This window comes from Micromonospora sp. NPDC004704 (genome assembly GCF_053601675.1).
The window spans coordinates 291,242-308,629 of the sequence record NZ_JBSGCD010000003.1 but is presented as its reverse complement, the minus strand read 5'-3'; the positions used below and the strand labels follow the sequence as shown (position 1 = coordinate 308,629).

Annotated in this window: 14 protein-coding genes; 8 read left to right on the top strand and 6 right to left on the bottom strand. The window is 70.8% G+C overall.

All coding sequences use genetic code 11. From position 1 onward, the window contains the following. Positions 1–131 precede the first annotated feature (131 nt). Complete coding sequence (locus ACWEFB_RS05740; RefSeq protein WP_452282570.1) at positions 132–3,164, top strand: glycosyl hydrolase; 3,033 nt, start codon at positions 132–134, stop codon at positions 3,162–3,164. Positions 3,165–3,319: 155 nt separating this feature from the next. After that, complete coding sequence (locus ACWEFB_RS05735) at positions 3,320–3,652, top strand: YnfA family protein (protein WP_326556479.1); 333 nt, start codon at positions 3,320–3,322, stop codon at positions 3,650–3,652. Positions 3,653–3,689: 37 nt separating this feature from the next. Here ACWEFB_RS05735 and ACWEFB_RS05730 read toward each other — a convergent pair whose 3' ends face one another. Further along, positions 3,690–4,391 (bottom strand): DUF4232 domain-containing protein, encoded by a 702-nt coding sequence (locus tag ACWEFB_RS05730; protein ID WP_452282568.1) that lies wholly within the window; start codon positions 4,389–4,391, stop codon positions 3,690–3,692. A gap of 242 nt (positions 4,392–4,633) precedes the next feature. Here ACWEFB_RS05730 and ACWEFB_RS05725 point away from each other — a divergent pair, with 242 nt between their 5' ends. Then, positions 4,634–6,457, top strand: a complete 1,824-nt coding sequence (locus tag ACWEFB_RS05725; RefSeq protein WP_452282566.1) for a carbohydrate-binding module family 20 domain-containing protein — start codon at positions 4,634–4,636, stop codon at positions 6,455–6,457. A 42-nt stretch (positions 6,458–6,499) separates the two neighbouring features. Here ACWEFB_RS05725 and ACWEFB_RS05720 read toward each other — a convergent pair whose 3' ends face one another. Then, complete coding sequence (locus tag ACWEFB_RS05720; RefSeq protein ID WP_326556476.1) at positions 6,500–6,955, bottom strand: SRPBCC family protein; 456 nt, start codon at positions 6,953–6,955, stop codon at positions 6,500–6,502. Positions 6,956–7,166: 211 nt separating this feature from the next. Between ACWEFB_RS05720 and ACWEFB_RS05715 the strand changes: the two genes are divergently transcribed. Together ACWEFB_RS05715 and surE are read left to right on the top strand one after the other, a co-directional pair. Next, a complete protein-coding gene (locus ACWEFB_RS05715) occupies positions 7,167–8,144 on the top strand; it encodes a 1-phosphofructokinase family hexose kinase (protein ID WP_452282564.1) in 978 nt (325 codons plus the stop codon). Then, on the top strand, positions 8,141–9,049 hold the full coding sequence (gene surE, locus ACWEFB_RS05710; protein ID WP_452282562.1) for a 5'/3'-nucleotidase SurE: 909 nt from the start codon (positions 8,141–8,143) through the stop codon (positions 9,047–9,049). The genes ACWEFB_RS05715 and surE overlap by 4 nt, the downstream gene beginning before the upstream one ends. A gap of 59 nt (positions 9,050–9,108) precedes the next feature. Here the strand turns inward: surE and ACWEFB_RS05705 are convergent, their stop codons facing one another. After that, a complete protein-coding gene (locus ACWEFB_RS05705; RefSeq protein ID WP_326556473.1) occupies positions 9,109–9,477 on the bottom strand; it encodes an STAS domain-containing protein in 369 nt (122 codons plus the stop codon). A gap of 443 nt (positions 9,478–9,920) precedes the next feature. Here ACWEFB_RS05705 and ACWEFB_RS05700 point away from each other — a divergent pair, with 443 nt between their 5' ends. Both ACWEFB_RS05700 and ACWEFB_RS05695 read left to right on the top strand, forming a co-directional pair. Beyond that, positions 9,921–10,064, top strand: a complete 144-nt coding sequence (locus tag ACWEFB_RS05700) for a hypothetical protein (RefSeq protein WP_452282560.1) — start codon at positions 9,921–9,923, stop codon at positions 10,062–10,064. 173 nt (positions 10,065–10,237) lie between these two features. Continuing rightward, positions 10,238–10,666, top strand: a complete 429-nt coding sequence (locus ACWEFB_RS05695) for a hypothetical protein (RefSeq protein ID WP_452282558.1) — start codon at positions 10,238–10,240, stop codon at positions 10,664–10,666. A gap of 111 nt (positions 10,667–10,777) precedes the next feature. Here the strand turns inward: ACWEFB_RS05695 and ACWEFB_RS05690 are convergent, their stop codons facing one another. The 3 genes from ACWEFB_RS05690 to ACWEFB_RS05680 form a co-directional block, all read right to left on the bottom strand. After that, a complete protein-coding gene (locus ACWEFB_RS05690) occupies positions 10,778–13,582 on the bottom strand; it encodes a cellulose binding domain-containing protein (RefSeq protein WP_452282556.1) in 2,805 nt (934 codons plus the stop codon). 307 nt (positions 13,583–13,889) lie between these two features. Further along, complete coding sequence (locus tag ACWEFB_RS05685) at positions 13,890–14,306, bottom strand: hypothetical protein (RefSeq protein WP_452282554.1); 417 nt, start codon at positions 14,304–14,306, stop codon at positions 13,890–13,892. A 21-nt stretch (positions 14,307–14,327) separates the two neighbouring features. Next, a complete protein-coding gene (locus ACWEFB_RS05680) occupies positions 14,328–16,403 on the bottom strand; it encodes a hypothetical protein (protein WP_452282788.1) in 2,076 nt (691 codons plus the stop codon). A gap of 235 nt (positions 16,404–16,638) precedes the next feature. Between ACWEFB_RS05680 and ACWEFB_RS05675 the strand changes: the two genes are divergently transcribed. Next, positions 16,639–17,319, top strand: coding sequence for a BON domain-containing protein (locus ACWEFB_RS05675; RefSeq protein ID WP_452282552.1), 681 nt, complete (start codon positions 16,639–16,641; stop codon positions 17,317–17,319). Positions 17,320–17,388 lie beyond the last annotated feature (69 nt).

Sequence of the window (17,388 nt, the reverse complement as noted above, 5' to 3'; positions counted from 1 at the left end):
ACCGAACCGGTACTCCCGCAAAGAACGGGGCAAGACATTGACAGCAGCCACCATCTCTGATGCTCTGACGCAACGCCCCCTTAATGTGCGCGAAACCTTGGGCGCACGACCGTCCCCCGACCGGAGGCACCATGAACCTGTCCCTCCGCCACGTCGTACCCGACGACGGCGGCCAACCGGACACCCGGCCGCGACCGGCCCACCAGAACCTCCGCCGCCGACTCCTGGCCGCCAGCGCGACAGTCGCGCTCGTGGCCAGTGGGCTCACCTTCGCCATAGCCGGCGGTGCGGGCGCCGACCCGCTCGGCGCCGGCAGCTACGCCACCACCCGACCGGCCGGGGCGGCACCGCCGTCCGGCTGCGCCGACCTCTCCACCAACCCCCGGCGGTACGTCACCGCCAACGCACCGGCCGGCGCGGTCCCCACCAACGACTGGTGGTCCTCGCTGCTGTTCAAGCGCCTCGACTGCGCGTACTCCGAGCCGCTGCACGCGCACCCGGCGTCGTACGACCCGGTTGCCGGCGGGCTCGGGGTCTCGTACACCACCACCGCGGGGATCTCCGGCTCACCGACCGGACCCGGCGAGTACCACTACACCTACAGCGCCGACTTCACCCTCGGCGTGACCGGGCTGAACTCCCCCGACGTCAAGGTGGACGGCTGGACCGACTGGACCGTCACGCCGTACTGGTCGGACGGGACCCGGACCCTGAAGGCCACCGTCGGGCACGGGCTCCCGTTCGTGTACGCGCAGGCCACCGGCGGTAACGCCCAGCTCAGCCTGACCAGCACCCCGACCGTCTGGTCGAACACCGCCGGCCGGCTCGGCTTCACCGTACGCGGGCACGACTACGTCGCGTACGCGCCGACCGGGGCGACCTGGACGGTCAGCGGCAACACGGTCACCTCGACCCTCGCCGGACGGGGCTACTTCTCGGTCGCGGTCCTGCCGACCACCCCGAGCAGCTCGGCCGCCGACCGCACCGCCCTGCTGGCCAGCTACGGCCAGTACGCCCACAACCACGTCACCGGCACCCGCGTCTCGTGGGGCTTCAACGCCTCGAACAGCACCGTGACCGCCACGTACGGCTTCACCACCACCGCCCGCGAGGGCACCGGCAGCGGTACGGTCGTCTCCCTCTACCCGCACCACTGGAAGAACCTGGCCGGGGGCACTCCGCTCGCCCAGACGTACATTTCGCCGCGTGGTCCGATGAAGACGCTGGTCGGCGCGACGTCGTTCAGCACCAACATCCGCTACCAGGGGGTGCTGCCGGAGATTCCGGCGGTCGCCACCTCCAGCGGGGCCGACCTCGCCACCCTCGGCGGCTACCTGGACCAGGTCGCCACCGGGGACCCGCTGGCCGGGTTCGGCAACGACACCTACTGGACCGGCAAGGGCCTCGGTCGCGCCGCCCGGCTCGCCGAGATCGCCGACCAGCTCGGTCGGACCGCCCAGCGGGACCTCCTGCTGAACGCGATCCGGAGCCGGCTCAACGACTGGTTCACCGCCTCGCCGGGCAAGACCGCCCGGGTGTTCCACTACGACCAGGCCTGGGGCACGCTCGTCGGCTACCCCGCCTCGTACGGGTCCGACCTGGAACTCAACGACCACCACTTCCACTACGGCTACTACATCGCCGCCGCGGCGACGCTGGCCAAGTTCGACCCGACCTGGGCCACCACCGGCCAGTACGGCGGCATGGTCAACCTCCTGATCCGGGACGCGAACAGCCCGGACCGCAACGACCCGATGTTCCCGTTCCTGCGGGACTTCGACATCTTCGCCGGGCACGACTGGGCCTCCGGACACGGCTCGTTCATGGCCGGCAACAACCAGGAGTCCTCCTCGGAGGGGATGAACTTCGCCTCCGCCCTGATCCAGTGGGGCCTGGCCACCGGCAACACCGCCGTACGCGACGCCGGGCTGTTCATCTACACCACCCAGGCGCAGGCGATCCAGGAGTACTGGTTCGACTCGGCCGACAGCAACTTCCCGGCCGCGTTCGCGCACAAGACGGTCGGCATGGTCTGGGGCGACGGTGGCGCGTACGCCACCTGGTTCTCCGGTGAGCCGGAGATGATCCAGGGCATCAACATGCTCCCGATCACCGGTGGCTCGAACTACCTCGGTTACAAGCCCGCGTACGTCACCACCAACTGGAACGAGCTGGTCACCAACAACGGTGGTCCACCAACGGTGTGGCAGGACGTCCTCTGGTCGTTCCGGGCGATGGCCGAGCCGGACGCCGCGCTGGCCAGCTTCCGGGCCAACCCGACGTACGCGATCGAGGAGGGTGAGAGCCGGGCGCACACCTTCCACTGGCTGCGCAACCTGGCCGCACTGGGGCAGGTGGACACCACGGTCACCGCCAACACCCCGCTGTACGCGGTCTACACCAAGAACGGCGCCCGGACGTACGTGGCGTCGAACATCACCCGCAACCCGATCACGGTGACCTTCTCCGACGGCCGTACGTTGACCGTGGCGGCCGGCAAGACGGCCACCACGGGTGCGTTCACCTGGAGCGGCGGCAACGCCAATGGCGGGATCGGCAACCCCACCGGCACCCCGACGGTCCCGCCGACGACCCCTCCGACAACAACACCGCCGCCGACGACCCCGCCGCCGACCGTCACGCCGACGCCGACCGGCCCGGTGGTCCGCTCGAACCTGCTCTACGTCCGCTCCGGCGGGGCGCTGTCCGGCAGCGCCGGCACCGGCGCGGCCACCACCACCATCCCGGCCGCCAACGGCAACTGGGACGGCACCCCGCACAACCCGGTCGTCCACACGGTCTGCGGGCTGACCGGTGCGTACAACTCGGGTGCGACCGCGTTCAGCCTGCACGTGGACGCGGGCGGCGCGGTCGGCGCGGGGGTACAGGCCCGGGTGTCGTACGACTTCACCGGGTCGGGCAACTACAGCCGGGTGGAGACGTACAACTACTTCGCCACCGACCCGGTTGTCGGTACGGAGACGTACACCCAGGCTGCCGGGGTGAAGACCGCCACCGGTGGGTTCGCCGCCCTGGCGAACGGTTGCGTCAAGCTGGAGGTCTGGAACGCCATCGGCAACGCGGCGACGACGGTACGGGTCAACGCGACCGCCGCCGACGGCCGCCAGTCGACGGTCACCGTCCCGTTCACGGTCACCGGCTGACCATCGCTTCCCCGGTCCCTGGCTGATGTTCGCCGGGACAGGTGGGGCTCCCCACGTCGCGCACGTCGCGTCGCGGGGAGCCCCACCGCCGTTTCCGGCCCCGTCTCGGGGAGCCCCACCGCCGTCCGCGGGCCGCCTGGCCGACAATGGCAGCCGTGACCGTCGTCCGATCGCTGCTGCTGTTCCTGCTCGCCGCCGTCGCCGAGATCGGTGGCGCGTGGCTGGTCTGGCAGGGCGTACGGGAGCACCGCGGACTGCTTTTCGTCGCCGCCGGGATCCTGGCGTTGGCCGGGTACGGCTTCGTCGCCGCCTTCCAACCGGACCCGAACTTCGGTCGGGTGCTGGCCGCGTACGGCGGGGTGTTCGTCGCCGGGTCGCTCGCCTGGGGTGTCATCGTGGACAGGTTCCGCCCGGACCGCTACGACCTCACCGGCGCAGCGATCTGCCTGGTCGGCGTCGCGATCATCATGTACGCGCCGCGCGGCTGACCGGTCGACGTGACGATGGGCGTCGGCAACGGGCCCGTCACCAGGCGACGACGCCCTGCCGGCTGGGCTGGATCGTGCCGATCTGCACGCTGCTCAGCGGCAGTTCGGTGACCGCCTGGTTGCCGCCGTCAATGCCGGTGACGTGGGCGACGACAACGTCGGTGTCACCGGCCGGGCCGACCCGGACCGTGGTGGCGACCGAGCAGTCTCCCGCCGACTTGGCGCAGGTCGTCCACTTGATCCCGGCGAAGGCGGACTCTCCGGGGTCGAGTTCGGCGGCGACGGTCGCACCGGGCTGACTGACCCGCTGCTGGCTGACCTTCAACAGACCGCCGTCGGCGGCCTCCAGCCGCAGGTTGACCCAGCCCTCGACCCGGCACGGGGAAGATCCGGCGTTGGTCAGGATCAGCATCGCCATGCCGGCCCGCTGGACCGTCAGCTCCGCCTTCAGCCCCTTGGCCGTGCAGTTGACCGCAGCGCCGGGTGCCGGGGCCGCGCCTCCTGGTGCCGGGGCGGCGCCGCCGGGTGCCGGCATGGCGTTTCCGGCCGCCGGGGTGGCGCCGGGATCAGGGGTGGTGCTGCCCGACGGGCTGGGCGCGGCACCGGCCGGTGTCGATGCGCTCGCGCCGGGCGAGGGCGGGGCCGACGAGTTGTCGTCGGACGACCCGCCTCCGCAGGCACCGAGCGCGATCGTGGCCGAGGCCAGGCAGGCCGCGACGAGGAACCGGGTCGAACGCATGGATTACCCACTTTCCCGCGAACGTCAGGACTTCAGCGGCGAAACCACCCCGCCGCGCGTGCAGCACACTCTCACGCCCCTCCCCCAGCGGCAACACGAGCGGTCCCCCCGGTCGGCCGCGTTTCTTTTGAGACATTGTCGGGAGTAAATTGTTCATCAAACTGCAACACGACGTCGTCCTGCCTGTGACTGGGGCAGGGTTGCCTCCCGTCCCGCGTCGCTCTCCCCCGCGAAGGATCACCATGGGTGTCCGAAGAAGCCACGCCGTCGTCACCACCGCCCTGCTCACCACCGGCCTGCTGGTCGCCGCGCTGCTCGTCGGCGCGGTCGGCCGACCCGCCGAGCGGGCCACCGCGAGTCCGGCCAGTCCGGGCAGCAAGGATGTGATCGTCCATCTCTTCCAGTGGCCGTGGGCGTCGGTCGCCAACGAGTGCACCACCGTGCTCGGCCCGAAGGGCTTCGGCGGGGTGCAGGTCTCCCCACCGCAGGAGCACGTCGTACTGCCCGGTCGGGGCTACCCGTGGTGGCAGGACTACCAGCCGGTCAGCTACCAGTTGACCAGCCGCCGGGGAAACCGGGCCGCCTTCGCCAGCATGGTGCAGACCTGCCACAACGCCGGGGTGAAGATCTACGTCGACGCGGTGGTCAACCACATGGCCGGTGGGGCGTCCACCGGGGCCGGCAGCGGCGGGTCGACGTACAGCCACTACGCGTACCCGGCGGTGCCGTACGGGACGGGCGACTTCCACCACTGCGGGCGCAACGGCAACGACGACATCGCCAACTGGGGCGACCGGTGGGAGATCCAGAACTGCGAACTGGTGGACCTGTCCGACCTGAACACCGAGTCGTCGTACGTGCGCGGCAAGCTGGTCGCGTACCTCAATGACCTGGTCTCGCTCGGCGTGGACGGCTTCCGGGTCGACGCGGCCAAGCACCTGCCCGCCGCGGACCTGGCGGCGATCGTCAACCCGGTGACCGGCGATCCCTACGTCTTCTCCGAGGTGATCGAGGGCGGCGCCGGTGAACCCACGCCCGAGGAGTACGCCGGGATCGGCGACGTCACCGAGTTCCGGTACGGCGACGTGGTCGGCACCGCCTTCCGCGACGGGAACCTGGCGAACCTGAACAACCTCGCCTCCTCGATGCGGCTCGGCTCGGCCGACGCGGTCGCGTTCGTCGACAACCACGACACCCAGCGCAACGGCCGGGCGAAGCTGACCTACCACAACGGTTCGTCGTACGCGCTGGCCGAGGCGTTCATGATCGCGTGGCCGTACGGGGTGCCCCAGGTGATGTCGAGCTTCACCTTCACCGACCCGGAGGCCGGTCCACCGGCGAGTGGCGGCACCACCAGCGCGGTCAACTGTGCCAGCGGTTGGGCCTGCGAGCACCGCTGGCGGACCACGGCGAACATGGTCGGGCTGCGCAACACCGCCGCCGGGGCGGGTGTCACCAACTGGTGGAGCAACGGGTCGAACCAGATCGGGTTCGGCCGGGGCAACGTCGCGTACGCGGCGTTCAACCGTGCCGGGGCCGCCCTCACCCGTACCTTCCAGAGCAGCCTGCCGGCGGGCACCTACTGCGACGTGATGGCCGGCGACCTCTCCGCCGGCAACTGCACCGGGGCGCGGTACACGGTCAACACCGCCGGCCAGTTCACCGCCACCGTGCCCGCGAACGGTGCCCTGGCGCTGCACGTCAACGCCCGTACGACCGCCACACCCACGCCGACCCGGACGACCACCCCGCCGGCCGGGCAGTGCGTCGGCGCCACCACGGTCACCTTCGAGGTCAACGCCACCACCGTCTGGGGGCAGAACGTTTTTGTCACCGGCAACACGGCGGCCCTCGGTAACTGGGATCCGGCGAACGCGCTCCCGCTGTCGTCGGCCGCGTACCCGGTCTGGCGGGCCTCGGTCACCCTGCCGCCGAGCGCCCCCGTGCAGTACAAGTACATCAAGAAGAACGGGTCCCAGGTGGTCTGGGAAAGCGACCCCAACCGGACCCGGAACCCCCCGACGTACGCGCCCTGCACCGCCACCTGGACCGACACCTGGCGGTGAGCCTGACGGCGGTGCCCGTCCCGGCCGGGACGGGCACCGCCGTCAGGCGGTGGGGGTGGCGTCGAGCGTGGCCTGGATCCGCGACCCGAGAGCCAGGTGCGCGGTCCGTGCCTGACGGAAGGCGTACGCGAACAGCGGTCCCGGCGCCGACAGCGTGATCTGTACGTCGATCCGGGTGATCCCGTCCGGTTCCGAGCTCAGCCGGGCGTGGTTGCGCACGGTGGTGTTCGGCCACTGCCGGGCGACCGCCACCACCTCGTCCTCGTTCGCGGTCAGGATGTCCGCCTGGTAAGAGGTGCGGAACGTGAACGGCCCCCAGGCGAGCCGGTCGGAGATGGTGTAGCTGCGCAGCGCTCCAGGGCGGGCCGGTCGGGGCTCGACCCGGATGATCAGCGGGTGCAGGTCGGCCTGCGCGCTCAGGTCGGCGAACAGCCGTACGGCGTCGGCCCGGCTGCACCGCGCCTGCACCGTGTAGTGGAAGTTGTCCTGCTTCGGCACCGGCTCTCCTCCGTGGGCGTCGATTCCGTGCGCATGGATCCTGTGCGCGTCGACGCGGCGAGCGTCGATGGTTGCCGGACAGTGCACCACGTGAACGGCACTCGGAAAAGCCCGTACGGCCGAACCGGAACAACGCGGGCGCCACCTTCCGGTGCAGCGATGTTCGCGAATCAGCCGCCTGTCGTTCGCCGGGTAGGGAAACGTAGCGGGCATGAATGCCCACGTCATGGTCTTCGCGCCCGCTCCACAACTGACGGTCACGATCGACCAGCCCAACGACGAACCGGAGATCCATCTGCATCCCGGTGGTCAGGGGGTCTGGCAGGCCCGCATGATCACCTGTCTCGGTACCCGGGTGGTGCTCTGCGCCAGCCTCGGTGGCGAGATCGGCCAGGTGCTGGAACCGCTGATGGCCAGCGAGGGCGTCGAGTTGAAGGTGGTCCGCCGGGATTCGAGCAGCGGCGGGTACGTCCACGACCGCCGCGACGGCCGGCGGGACGAGATCGTCGACGTACCGGGGCACGCGCTCAACCGGCACGAGCTGGACGACCTCTACAACCTGGCGCTCGGCGAGGGCCTCCTGGCACCGGTCAGTGTGCTCAGCGGACCGGGTGACCCGTCCCTGGTGCCGGCGGACATCTACCGGCGGCTCGCCGCCGACCTGGGCCGCAACGGCAGCCGGGTGGTGGTCGACCTGTCCGGTGACCACCTGCGCGCGGTGCTCGAGAGCGGGGTCTCGTTCCTCAAGGTCAGCCACGAGGAGCTGCTCCGGGACGGCATGGCCGACGACGACAGCGAGGCCGAACTGACCCGGGTGCTGTACGAGCTGCACGCGACCGGTGCCGAGTCGGTGGTGGTCAGCCGGGCCGACGAACCGGCGCTGACCCTGGTCAACGGCGAGGTGTACGAGGTCCACATGCCCCGGTTGGAGGCGATCGATCCGCGCGGGGCCGGGGACTCGATGACCGCCGGGGTGGCCGCCGTACTGGCCGGGGGTGGGGATCTCGAACTGGCGGTGCGTACCGGGGCGGCGGCCGGTGGGCTGAACGTGACCCGGCACGGGCTGGGCACCGGTCGGCAGGACTCGATCGCCGGGCTGGTGGAGCGGGTCGAGTTGGCCCCGATCGGGTCCGGGCGGCAGGACCGGATGACACCGGACGACTTCGCCGGACGGGCGGCCGGCTCGTGACCGTCCGGGTCCTGGTGACCAACGACGACGGTATCGCCGCGCCGGGCATCCGGTGGCTGGCCCGCGCCGTGGCCGACCGGGGGTACGACGTGGTGGTGGCGGCGCCGAGCGAGGAGGCGAGCGGCACCAGCGCCGCGATGATCGCGACCGAGCGGGAGGGTCGGGTGGTCGTCGAGGAGCACGAGATCGAGGAACTGGCCGGGATCCCGGCGTACGGGGTGGCCGGCTCGCCGGGCTTCATCACGCTGATCGCGATCCACGGCGCGTTCGGGCCGCCGCCCACGCTGGTCGTGTCCGGGGTCAACCGGGGCGCCAACGTGGGCCGGGCGGTGCTCCACTCGGGCACGGTCGGGGCGGCCTTCACCGCCGCCGCGAACGGGTGTCACGCACTGGCGGTCTCACTCGACGTGCTCTCCGTCGGCGAGGGCACCACCGGCAGCGGCGGGGCGGCGGTGGCCTCGTCCGGGCGGTTCCGCGACGAGGTACGCAACTGGGCGACGGCGGCCCGGGTGGCGGTTGACCTGCTACCCCGGTTGACCTCGGGACCGCTGGAGAGCGTACTCAACGTCAACGCTCCGGACCGGCCGTACGAGGAACTGCTCGGCGTACGGGCCGGCGCCCTGGCCGGATTCGGGCAGGTGCAGATGACCGTGGCCGAGTCGGGGCGGGGCTTTGTCCGGACCGCTCTGGAGGAGTCCGGCGAGCAGGTGCGTCCGGGCACCGATGTCGCCTGGTTGGCGGCCGGTTATGCCTCGGTCACCGCGGTCCGGGCGATCACGGAGGCGACGGATGTCGACCTGTCCGGGCTGGACGACCCGTCCGGCTCGGGCGATCTTCCTGGCTCTGGCCGGCTTCAGGGCTCGGAGGAGCTTCCGGGTTCGAACGGGTCGGGTCGGCGCGGTTGACCCGTTTCCGTCACCGGCCGGGGTGTTCGACGCCGGCCGGTGACGGAGGGTGGATCGTTTCAGGCGCCGGGAAGCTGCGGTTCCGGTGTCGGAGCCGCCCCGGAGAAGTACGGTTCGGGGGCGCCGAAGAGGCCGAGCAGTCCGGTGACCCAGAGCTGCCGGTGAACGAACCGGCTCGGTTCGGTGACGACCAGTTTCACACCGCTGACCTCGGCGGTCTGGAAACCGGCGACCATGGCGCTGATCCCGACCGAGTCGATGAAACTGACCAGTCGCATGTTGAGCTCGATCCGGGGCGGACGCCCCTTCGCGAGCAGGCCGACAACAGCTTCGCGCACCTCGTACGCGGTGTCGACGTCGATCTCGCCACGCGGGGCGATCTCCACGACTCCACCAGGCAGGATCGACTTGGCGATCGACAGGCTCACGCGAGCACCTCCACTCGCCCAGATCCGGGCGCTTCATCAGTACGCGGGCCGCGACCGAGAGTATTCCTCAGATGGCCCCGGTCGCCACCCCTCCGGCACGGCAATCTATGCGGCCGGTCCGACAAAACAGTCCTTATCTGGTCATTCGTCAGCATATGTTCTCACGATTCAGGATGCCACCTACAGCGCCGTCCGGCCATCAGGGTATCCCCCGATCCGTCAGCCACCGCCCCGACGCGGTCCCCACCCGCCACTGCACCCCTTCCCGTCCCGCCCTCATACCGCCCACCACCAGCCCTGACGCGTACGGTGAGCGGCGGAGAATGTGCGCGGCGACACGTCTGCCAGCGAGCGAAACGGACATTCATGAGGGTGGACGTGGGTGCCTAGACTCGGGGCCTCGTCCGGCGCGCTCCACCGCGCGCACCGAGAGAGGACTGATCATGCTGAAGCGATTGCTCGGCCTGGCTGGCATAGGTGTCCTGCTCGCCCTCGTACTGGCCTGTGGCTTCGGGTCCGGTGGCGACGATGACGACGATGACGATGACGATTTCGCCCGTGGTACGTCGATTGTCCTGATCCGCTAGCCCTTCTCCTGTCGACACCCGCCCCGACGAGCGGATTTCCGTCACCACTTCCAACCGTCCGCGCGGGTTTGCGGTCGAACATGTCCGGGCACCTCCGAAGCAACAGAAACCGCGCCGAACAGATGGCTCTGTCCGAAGTGCCCGCTGCTTTCGGCATCCGAGGAGGTACCACGATGTTCGGAACGAACCTGGTGGCGCGTCGCAGCAAGCCCGAACAGATCGCCGACCAGGCGTGGCAGCACCTGCAGGCCACGTTCGGTTCGGCCGGCGAGAGCGTGCGCCACGTCGCACGGGACACCGCCCACTCGGCCCGGCGGGGCACCTCACACCTCGCCGACGGGGCCGGCGACCGGGTCAGCTCGGTCGCCGACGAGGCCTGGCGGCGGGCCACGGCGGCCTCCGCCGCACTGGCCGGCCGGCGACCGGGGCTGCCCTGGCTCTGGATCATCGGAGCCGCCGGTCTCGGAGCCGCGATCGGCTGGGCCGCCGGCTCGGCCGCCCGCGCCGTCATCGCCCGCGAGGGCGCGGATCCGAGTACGACCGAGAGCGTGGAGTTCGTCGAGGTCACCCCGCCGAACCCCAGCGTCCGCCTGCACAACTGAACGGGTTATCCCCGGCCGGCATGACCGGACCGGGAAGCGCTGACCGTGGGGTCGTCCGCCAGCACCATCGGCGGGCGACCCCACGGTTCGTGTCAGCCCCGGATCGGTGGGTCAGCTACGGGTGCAGCCGACCGGACTCGGCACCCCGTTGGTGCCGCTGTAACTGCCCAGGAACCCGAGGGTCGTGGTCGCGTCGGGGGCCAGGGCGCCGTTGTAACCGACGTTGCGGACCACCACCCCCGACCCGCTCTGGGTGTGCGTACCGCCCCAGATCTGGCTGATGGTCTGGGCGTTGGGGAAGGTCCAGTTCACCGCCCAGCCGGTGGTCGGGGTGGTTCCGGTGTTGCGTACGGTCACCTCCGCCTGGAACCCGCCCTGCCAGGAACCGGTCACCCGGTACGTCGCCGAGCAACCCCCGGCCGGTGCCGTGGTCGGCGGAGTCGTGGGCGGTCGAGTGGTCGGCGGAGTCGTCGGCGGTCGGGTGGTGGGCGGGGTGGTCGGCGGTCGGGTGGTGGGCGGGGTGGTCGGCGGAGTCGTCGGTGGCCGCGTCGTCGGTGTGCTGGTCGGTGGAGTCGTCGGCGGGTTGGTCGGGCCACCGAGCCGGTCGGCGTAGAGGATGCCCCGACCGTTGGTGCCGAGGTACACCCGGCCGTAGATCCGGGGGTCACCGGTGATCGCCTCGGCCGCGTTGCCGTACTGGTGCTGGTCGTCGTTGATCCGTACCCAGACCCCGCCGGCGTTGTCCGAGCGGTACACCCCGGCCTTGCCGTCGATCGTCGCGTACGCGAACAGCGCCGGGTACGTCTGCCCCGGTGCCGCCCGCCCGAACCCGATGTTCACCGCACCGGTCACGTTGCTCAGCCTGGTGAAGCTCGCGCCGGAGTTGGTCGAGTGCCAGATCCCGGTGCCGCCGGTGCTGTCCCCGCCGGCCAGCCAGATGTCCCCCTCGACCCCGGGCAGCGCCTTGAAGTGCACGTTCCCGCTGCTCGGGAGCCCGGTGGCGGCGCTGGCGGTGAAGCTCGCGCCCCCGTTGGTGCTGACGTGGAACCGACCGCCGCCGAAGGCGTAGAACTTGTTCGGGTTGACCCGGTCGGACTCGATCTTCGCGTTCGCCGGTACGCCGGTCGACGCGGTCCACGAGTTGCCGTAGCCGATTGAGTAGACGACCTGCTGGCCCGAGTCACCCGGCGCCCAGACGAACCGGCTCCCGTTGGCCGCCGCGGCGACCGTACCGCCGCTGTTGATCCCGCCGGGTTCCTGGGCCTGGAACCAGTTCGCCCCGCCGTCGGTGGAGAAGGCGACGTGGCTGTCGTTCGGCCGTTCCGAGTCGGTGAAGTTGCCGGCCCGGACCATGATCGACGGATTCGACTCGGCGAAGTCGAGGCTGGTGGTGCTGGTCATGTTCGGCTGGGTGAACATCATCGCCGGTACGGCGTCCAGGTTGGCGTGCCGGAAGCCCCCGATGTCGCCGAGCGCGCTGACCAGCGGGGCCCCGCTCGGCGGGCTGATCAGGTCGAGCACCGCCGTCTCCTCCAGCCCCCGGACCATCGGCCGGATGGTGAGGGTGCCGCCGGTGTCCCAGTTCCTGAGGTTGGTGGTGCCGTAGATGGTGGCGCCGGTGCCGTACATCATCCGGTTGCCGTCGAACGGGTCGATCTCCAGCGACTCGTTCATCCAGCCCAGCTTCGGTGACTCCTCCGGGGGTGCCGGATTGGCGCCGAAGCTCAGCCAGGGCGCCGAGGTGATGTCCATCGTGTAGCGCTTGGTTCGGTTGGGGTAGCTGCCGAAGTCCCAGATCCGGGTCCAGGTCGCACCGGCGTCGGTGCTGCGCCAGAAGATGGCGTCCGGCCACCAGGAGATCTGGGTGGCGACCATGAGGATGTTCGGGTTCTGCCGGTCGATGGTCAGCCCGCTGTACCCGAAGTACGCGTCCGCGCTGCTCGACGGGATCGGGCTGATCTGGGTCCACGCACCGGTCGCCCGGTTGAACTTCCACACGTCACCCTTGTTCCCGTCGTACGGGCCGCCGGTGTCGCTGGTGGCGATGTAGAGAAAGCCGCCGACGTGGTCCACCACGCCCTTGTGGGCCAGGTACCCGGTGGGCTGGCCGGCGATCCGCTCCCAGGAGGTGCCGCCGTTGGTGCTGCGGTAGACCGGGTTCTGCTTGTCGGCCACCCCGACGTAGATGGTCTGGGTGGCGTTGCCGGCCGTACCGGTGCTGCGGTCGAAGTTGACCCAGGTGACGCCCTGGTTGCCGTTCAGGTAACCGTTCGGGTCGTTGGGGTCCTGGGCGTAGTTGCCGACGTTCGGGAAGTTGGTCACCTTGGCCCAGGTGACCCCGTAGTCGGTGCTGCGCCACAGGCCGTTGCCGCCCTCGGCGCCGTAGTAGACGGTGCTGTTCCGGTTGGGGTCGACGGCCAGCCGCTCCCCCTGCCCCCGGCCGGGCATGTTGCCGCCGACCTTGAACGGCAGGACGGTCGCCTGCCAGGTCGCGCCCTTGTCGGTGGAGCGCAGGATGGCGCCCGGGTTCGGGTCCCAGTCGTTGGTGTACATGCCGACGGCGGCGTACACCCGGTTGGTCTGGACCGGGTCGGTGGCCATGCTGAGCACCCCGTTCCAGCCCCACCTGTCGTAGCCGACCCAGTCGAGCAGCGGGGTCCAGGACTGGCTGCCCTGCTCCCAGCGGTAGGCGCCGCCGATGTCCGTACGGGCATAGATCAGGTTGCGTTCGGTGGGGTTGAAGACGATGCCCGGCACGAAGCCGCCGCCGTCGATCCGGACGTTCTTCCAGGAGTACGGCTCGGACGCGGCCGCCGCGGCCGGTGACGCGGACGGGCTGACGGCGACCTGGGCCACCACGGCCACCGCGCCGGCGACAACCACGGCCGCGAGCGCGCTGGCGAGACTTCTACGCATGTACGGCTCCCTCTGAGCGCTGACGCTGTTACTGGGGACGGAGAACCGCCATGCACGGAGCGCGTGGGCGCGCCGATGCCGGTGAGCGGGCACGGGGCATCGACTGCCGCGCCGAGCGCGTGCATGAGCGAGGAATGACGGTGGTGCGGAGCTGCCCTCGGCTCACGCACCGGGCACGATTGGCTCCCGCACCGGTCTCGTGCAGACACTCACACGCGCCGGTCAGCGCTGTCAATAGTTGCGTATTTAAACTAAAGAATGGACGACGGTGGTGGCCGCACCCGTGACGGGGTTGCGGCGGCTGGCGCTACTCGGTGGGATCGCCCTCGGTCGGGTCCGGGGTGGGCGGCGGGTCCGGCGACTCCGGCGGTGTTGTCGGGTCGACCGGCGGGGGCGAGGTCGGCTGACTCGGTGGCCCGGTGGTGGCGGGGCGCGTACCGGTCGGTGTCGGTGAGGTCGGCTTGCCGGGGGCGGCCGGCGTCCGCCCCGGAAGGTTCCGGTCCGGGCCCGGCGGGAGGAGGACGCCTACCGTCGCCGACGGGTCGGGGGTCGGCAGACCCGGCGACGCGGAATCGGTCGGCGAGGCCGTGGCGCTGGCGGAACCGCTCGGAAGCGGGGCCGCCGGCAACGGCTCGGAGCGGAGCAGGGTGCCACCCAACCACACCGCCGGTCCCAGCCCCACAGCCACGATCCCGCCGAACAGCGCGGCCACTCGGCGGTCCATCGCAAAACCTCCCCGGCCAGCTCAGCCGAGCCGGAACACCACCGCTCCGGCGATATCCTCACGGCTGATCCCGAGCCCCTGTGTGTCCCGGTTGAGCACATCCTGCCATGGTGTGCCGTTCACGTACTCGGGTAGCACGACAACTGTCCGGATGCCGATCTGCCGCAGGTACGCCACGCTCGTCTGATCGGGGAAACTCGGCGTCACCGCCCGGATCTGTTGCTGCGTCGGCGGTACGAACGACGCCAGCCCGTTGGCGATCTTCGGGAACCCGTCGGTCGACCAGAGCATGATGGTGAACTCGAACGTCCCGTCGCTCGGCAGCACCAGCAGTGGGCCCTCCATCCCGCGCAGCACCGCCGGTTGCGGCTGCACCGGTGCGTGCGGGGTGGTGTTGATCCCCTCGAGCACCACCAGGGCCAGCGGCACCAGGGTCAGGAGTCGGACCACCCAGCCGGCCATCGGACGCGCCGGCCGGACCCGCTCCGGTGCCGACACCGTTTGCGCCACCGGCACCGCGGGCCGGATGACCGCGTTGGCAACACCGGCACCGACAGCCACGGGTTGCTGAGCCGGCACGGCGGCGGCGGACACGGGCTCGTCCTCCGCCACGGATCGGTCGCGGTCACCGTCACCGTCGGGCGCGCCCCGGTCGGGCACGGACGCGTCGTCGCCGTCGACCCGGTCCGTCGCGGATGCACGGCTGTCACCGTCGACCGGGTCCATCGCGGGTGTATCGCCCTCGACACCGTCGGCCGGGGACGGATCGCTCGACTCGACCCGGCCGAGCATGCTGAGCACACCGGCGGCGAGGATGCCGAGCAGGAGCGTGGTCCAGAGAATCAGCCGACCCGGCGTACGGATCGCGTCCCAGCCGGGCAGGTGCAGGAACAGGGTGGCGTAACCCGGACTGCCGTCCCCGCCGAAGCTGGTACCGGCGGCGAGCGCCACACTCACCAGCACCCCGGCGGCGAGCAGCACCCGGTGACGTACGCGCCAGGCGGAGAAGAAGAGCCCGGCGAACGCGAGCCCGATCAGCACCACACCGGGCAGCAGGGTCATCTCACCGGCGAACGGGAGCAGTTCCCGGGCGGCGGCGTGCCGTTCCCCCCAGAGCCACGACTCCGGCGGCGCGGTGAAGAAACCCCGCAGCGGCGGGGAGAACTGCTCCAGGTGGGCCAGGGTCCGACGGCCGTCCGGGTTCTGCTCGACCACCTTCAGGTACGGCAACGCCATGGCGAGCGTGATCGCCGCGAAGACCACCCCACCGACCAGGTCGGCGATGAGCAGCCGACGGCCGAAGACCGGTCGGGCCGAGCGCCGCCACCAGGACCAGAGGTAACCGATCACGACCACGAGGCAGAGCACCGCCAGGGCGTACCCGAACGGCAGGCCGATGCCGAAGCCGAGCGTCATCTGCCAGGCGGCGACCAGCCAACCCGCCACCGCCCAGCCCGGACGGCGCAGCTCCGGCCGGTAGCCGTACGTCAGGGACCAGCCGTGGCCGCGGGCGAGCATGGCCAGGGCGAGGGCGATGCCGCCGATCGAGAGCACGTGCAGGTGCCCCGCCTGGGCCAGCTTCCACGGCGCGTACCCGAACGCGACCCCGGCCAGCGCGGCCCCGATCCGGTTCGCACCGAGCTGCCGGACCAGGGCGTACGCCCCGACGAAGGCGAGCGCGTGGACCAGCACGTACAGGATGTTGTAACGGACGATCGCGGCGACCGGCCCCTCGCCGATCATGCCCAGCGGGGCGTAACCGAGCAGGGTGTCGGAGTACGCGTACGTGTAGCGCTCGGGGAAGAACGTGTTCGAGTGCCAGAGCTGGACGGGGTCGGTGAGCAGGGCGTGGCCGCCCCAGGCGACCTGCCACGCCTGCAGGACCGGGTCGCCGGTGTCCTGCGGGATGGTCTGGGTGATGTCGCGCAACGTCGGCCAGGTGAGCAGTACGGCCAGCAGCAGCCCGCCGAGCGAGGCGAGTGTCCACTCGTGCCGCAGCAGGCGTACGACCCGTTGTGACACGGCACGGCCGCGCGGCGGCCCGACCGGCTGCTCGGGCGCCGGGGCCGATACGGCCGTCCGGTTCCCCGCAGTCACCTCGTCGGTCGTCATCCGCTCTCCTCCACCCACGTCAACGCACCTGCTGGATCGACAGTCGATGATTCCCTACCGGCTGGCGACCTGTCACGTGCCCGGTCCGGCGGACCTCACCTTTCCCGGGTGATGGGACGTCACCCGGGTACGCCGGAACATCGGCCGTGACAGCGCGGCCACCACCGGGCACACCCCGGCGGTTCGCCGATGCGCAATCTATCCCGCGGGAGGAACGACCATGACCTCGGCGAGGACGATCACCCGCAGCGACGAGGAAATCCAGCGCGACGTCCTCGACGAACTGGAGTGGGAGCCCCGGGTCCAGCCCAACGAGATCGGCGTGACGGTGCAGGAAGGGGTGGTGACCCTCACCGGATGGGTGGACAACTACGCCAAGAAGTGGGCGGCGGAACGGTCCGCGCACCGGATCAACCGGGTCCGGGCGGTGGCCAACGACATCGAGGTCCGGCTCCCGTCCTCGGCCGAGCGGACCGACCCCGACATCGCCCTGGCTGCCACCCGCGCCCTGGAGTGGGACGCCTTCGTCCCGGTCGGGAACCTGGACGTGACCGTCTCCAACGGCTGGGTGGTGCTGCGCGGCGACGTCGGGTGGGAGTACCAGAAGCGGGCCGCGGAACGGACGGTCCGCCGGTTGGCCAGCGTCCGTGGCGTGACCAACGGGATCAACGTACGTCCGATCGGTCTGCCGTCGCCCGACGAGTTGGAACAGCTCGTGGTCAACGCGCTGATCCGCAGCGCCGAAACCGACGTCGAACGGATCGACATCGAGGTGCAGGGCGACCTGATCGTGCTCACCGGTGCCGTCGACTCGTGGCTGGAACGGCAGGAGGCCGAGCGGGTGGCCTGGTCCGCGCCGGGCGTCGCCGCCGTCGACAACCACATCACCGTACAGGTGTGAGGCCCCGTCGGACGCGGGCGCGGGTACCACCCGGATCGGGTGAGTCGGCGTCACCCGACCCGGCGCGAG

What these genes read in the sequence shown, in the direction of transcription:
- ACWEFB_RS05715 (WP_452282564.1), top strand. Translation starts at nt 7,167, where the DNA reads ATGAATGCCCACGTCATGGTCTTCGCGCCCGCTCCACAACTGACGGTC.
- ACWEFB_RS05675 (WP_452282552.1), top strand. Translation starts at nt 16,639, where the DNA reads ATGACCTCGGCGAGGACGATCACCCGCAGCGACGAGGAAATCCAGCGC.
- ACWEFB_RS05685 (WP_452282554.1), bottom strand. Translation starts at nt 14,306, where the DNA reads ATGGACCGCCGAGTGGCCGCGCTGTTCGGCGGGATCGTGGCTGTGGGG.
- ACWEFB_RS05730 (WP_452282568.1), bottom strand. Translation starts at nt 4,391, where the DNA reads ATGCGTTCGACCCGGTTCCTCGTCGCGGCCTGCCTGGCCTCGGCCACG.
- ACWEFB_RS05695 (WP_452282558.1), top strand. Translation starts at nt 10,238, where the DNA reads ATGTTCGGAACGAACCTGGTGGCGCGTCGCAGCAAGCCCGAACAGATC.
- ACWEFB_RS05725 (WP_452282566.1), top strand. Translation starts at nt 4,634, where the DNA reads ATGGGTGTCCGAAGAAGCCACGCCGTCGTCACCACCGCCCTGCTCACC.
- ACWEFB_RS05700 (WP_452282560.1), top strand. Translation starts at nt 9,921, where the DNA reads ATGCTGAAGCGATTGCTCGGCCTGGCTGGCATAGGTGTCCTGCTCGCC.
- ACWEFB_RS05690 (WP_452282556.1), bottom strand. Translation starts at nt 13,582, where the DNA reads ATGCGTAGAAGTCTCGCCAGCGCGCTCGCGGCCGTGGTTGTCGCCGGC.
- ACWEFB_RS05740 (WP_452282570.1), top strand. Translation starts at nt 132, where the DNA reads ATGAACCTGTCCCTCCGCCACGTCGTACCCGACGACGGCGGCCAACCG.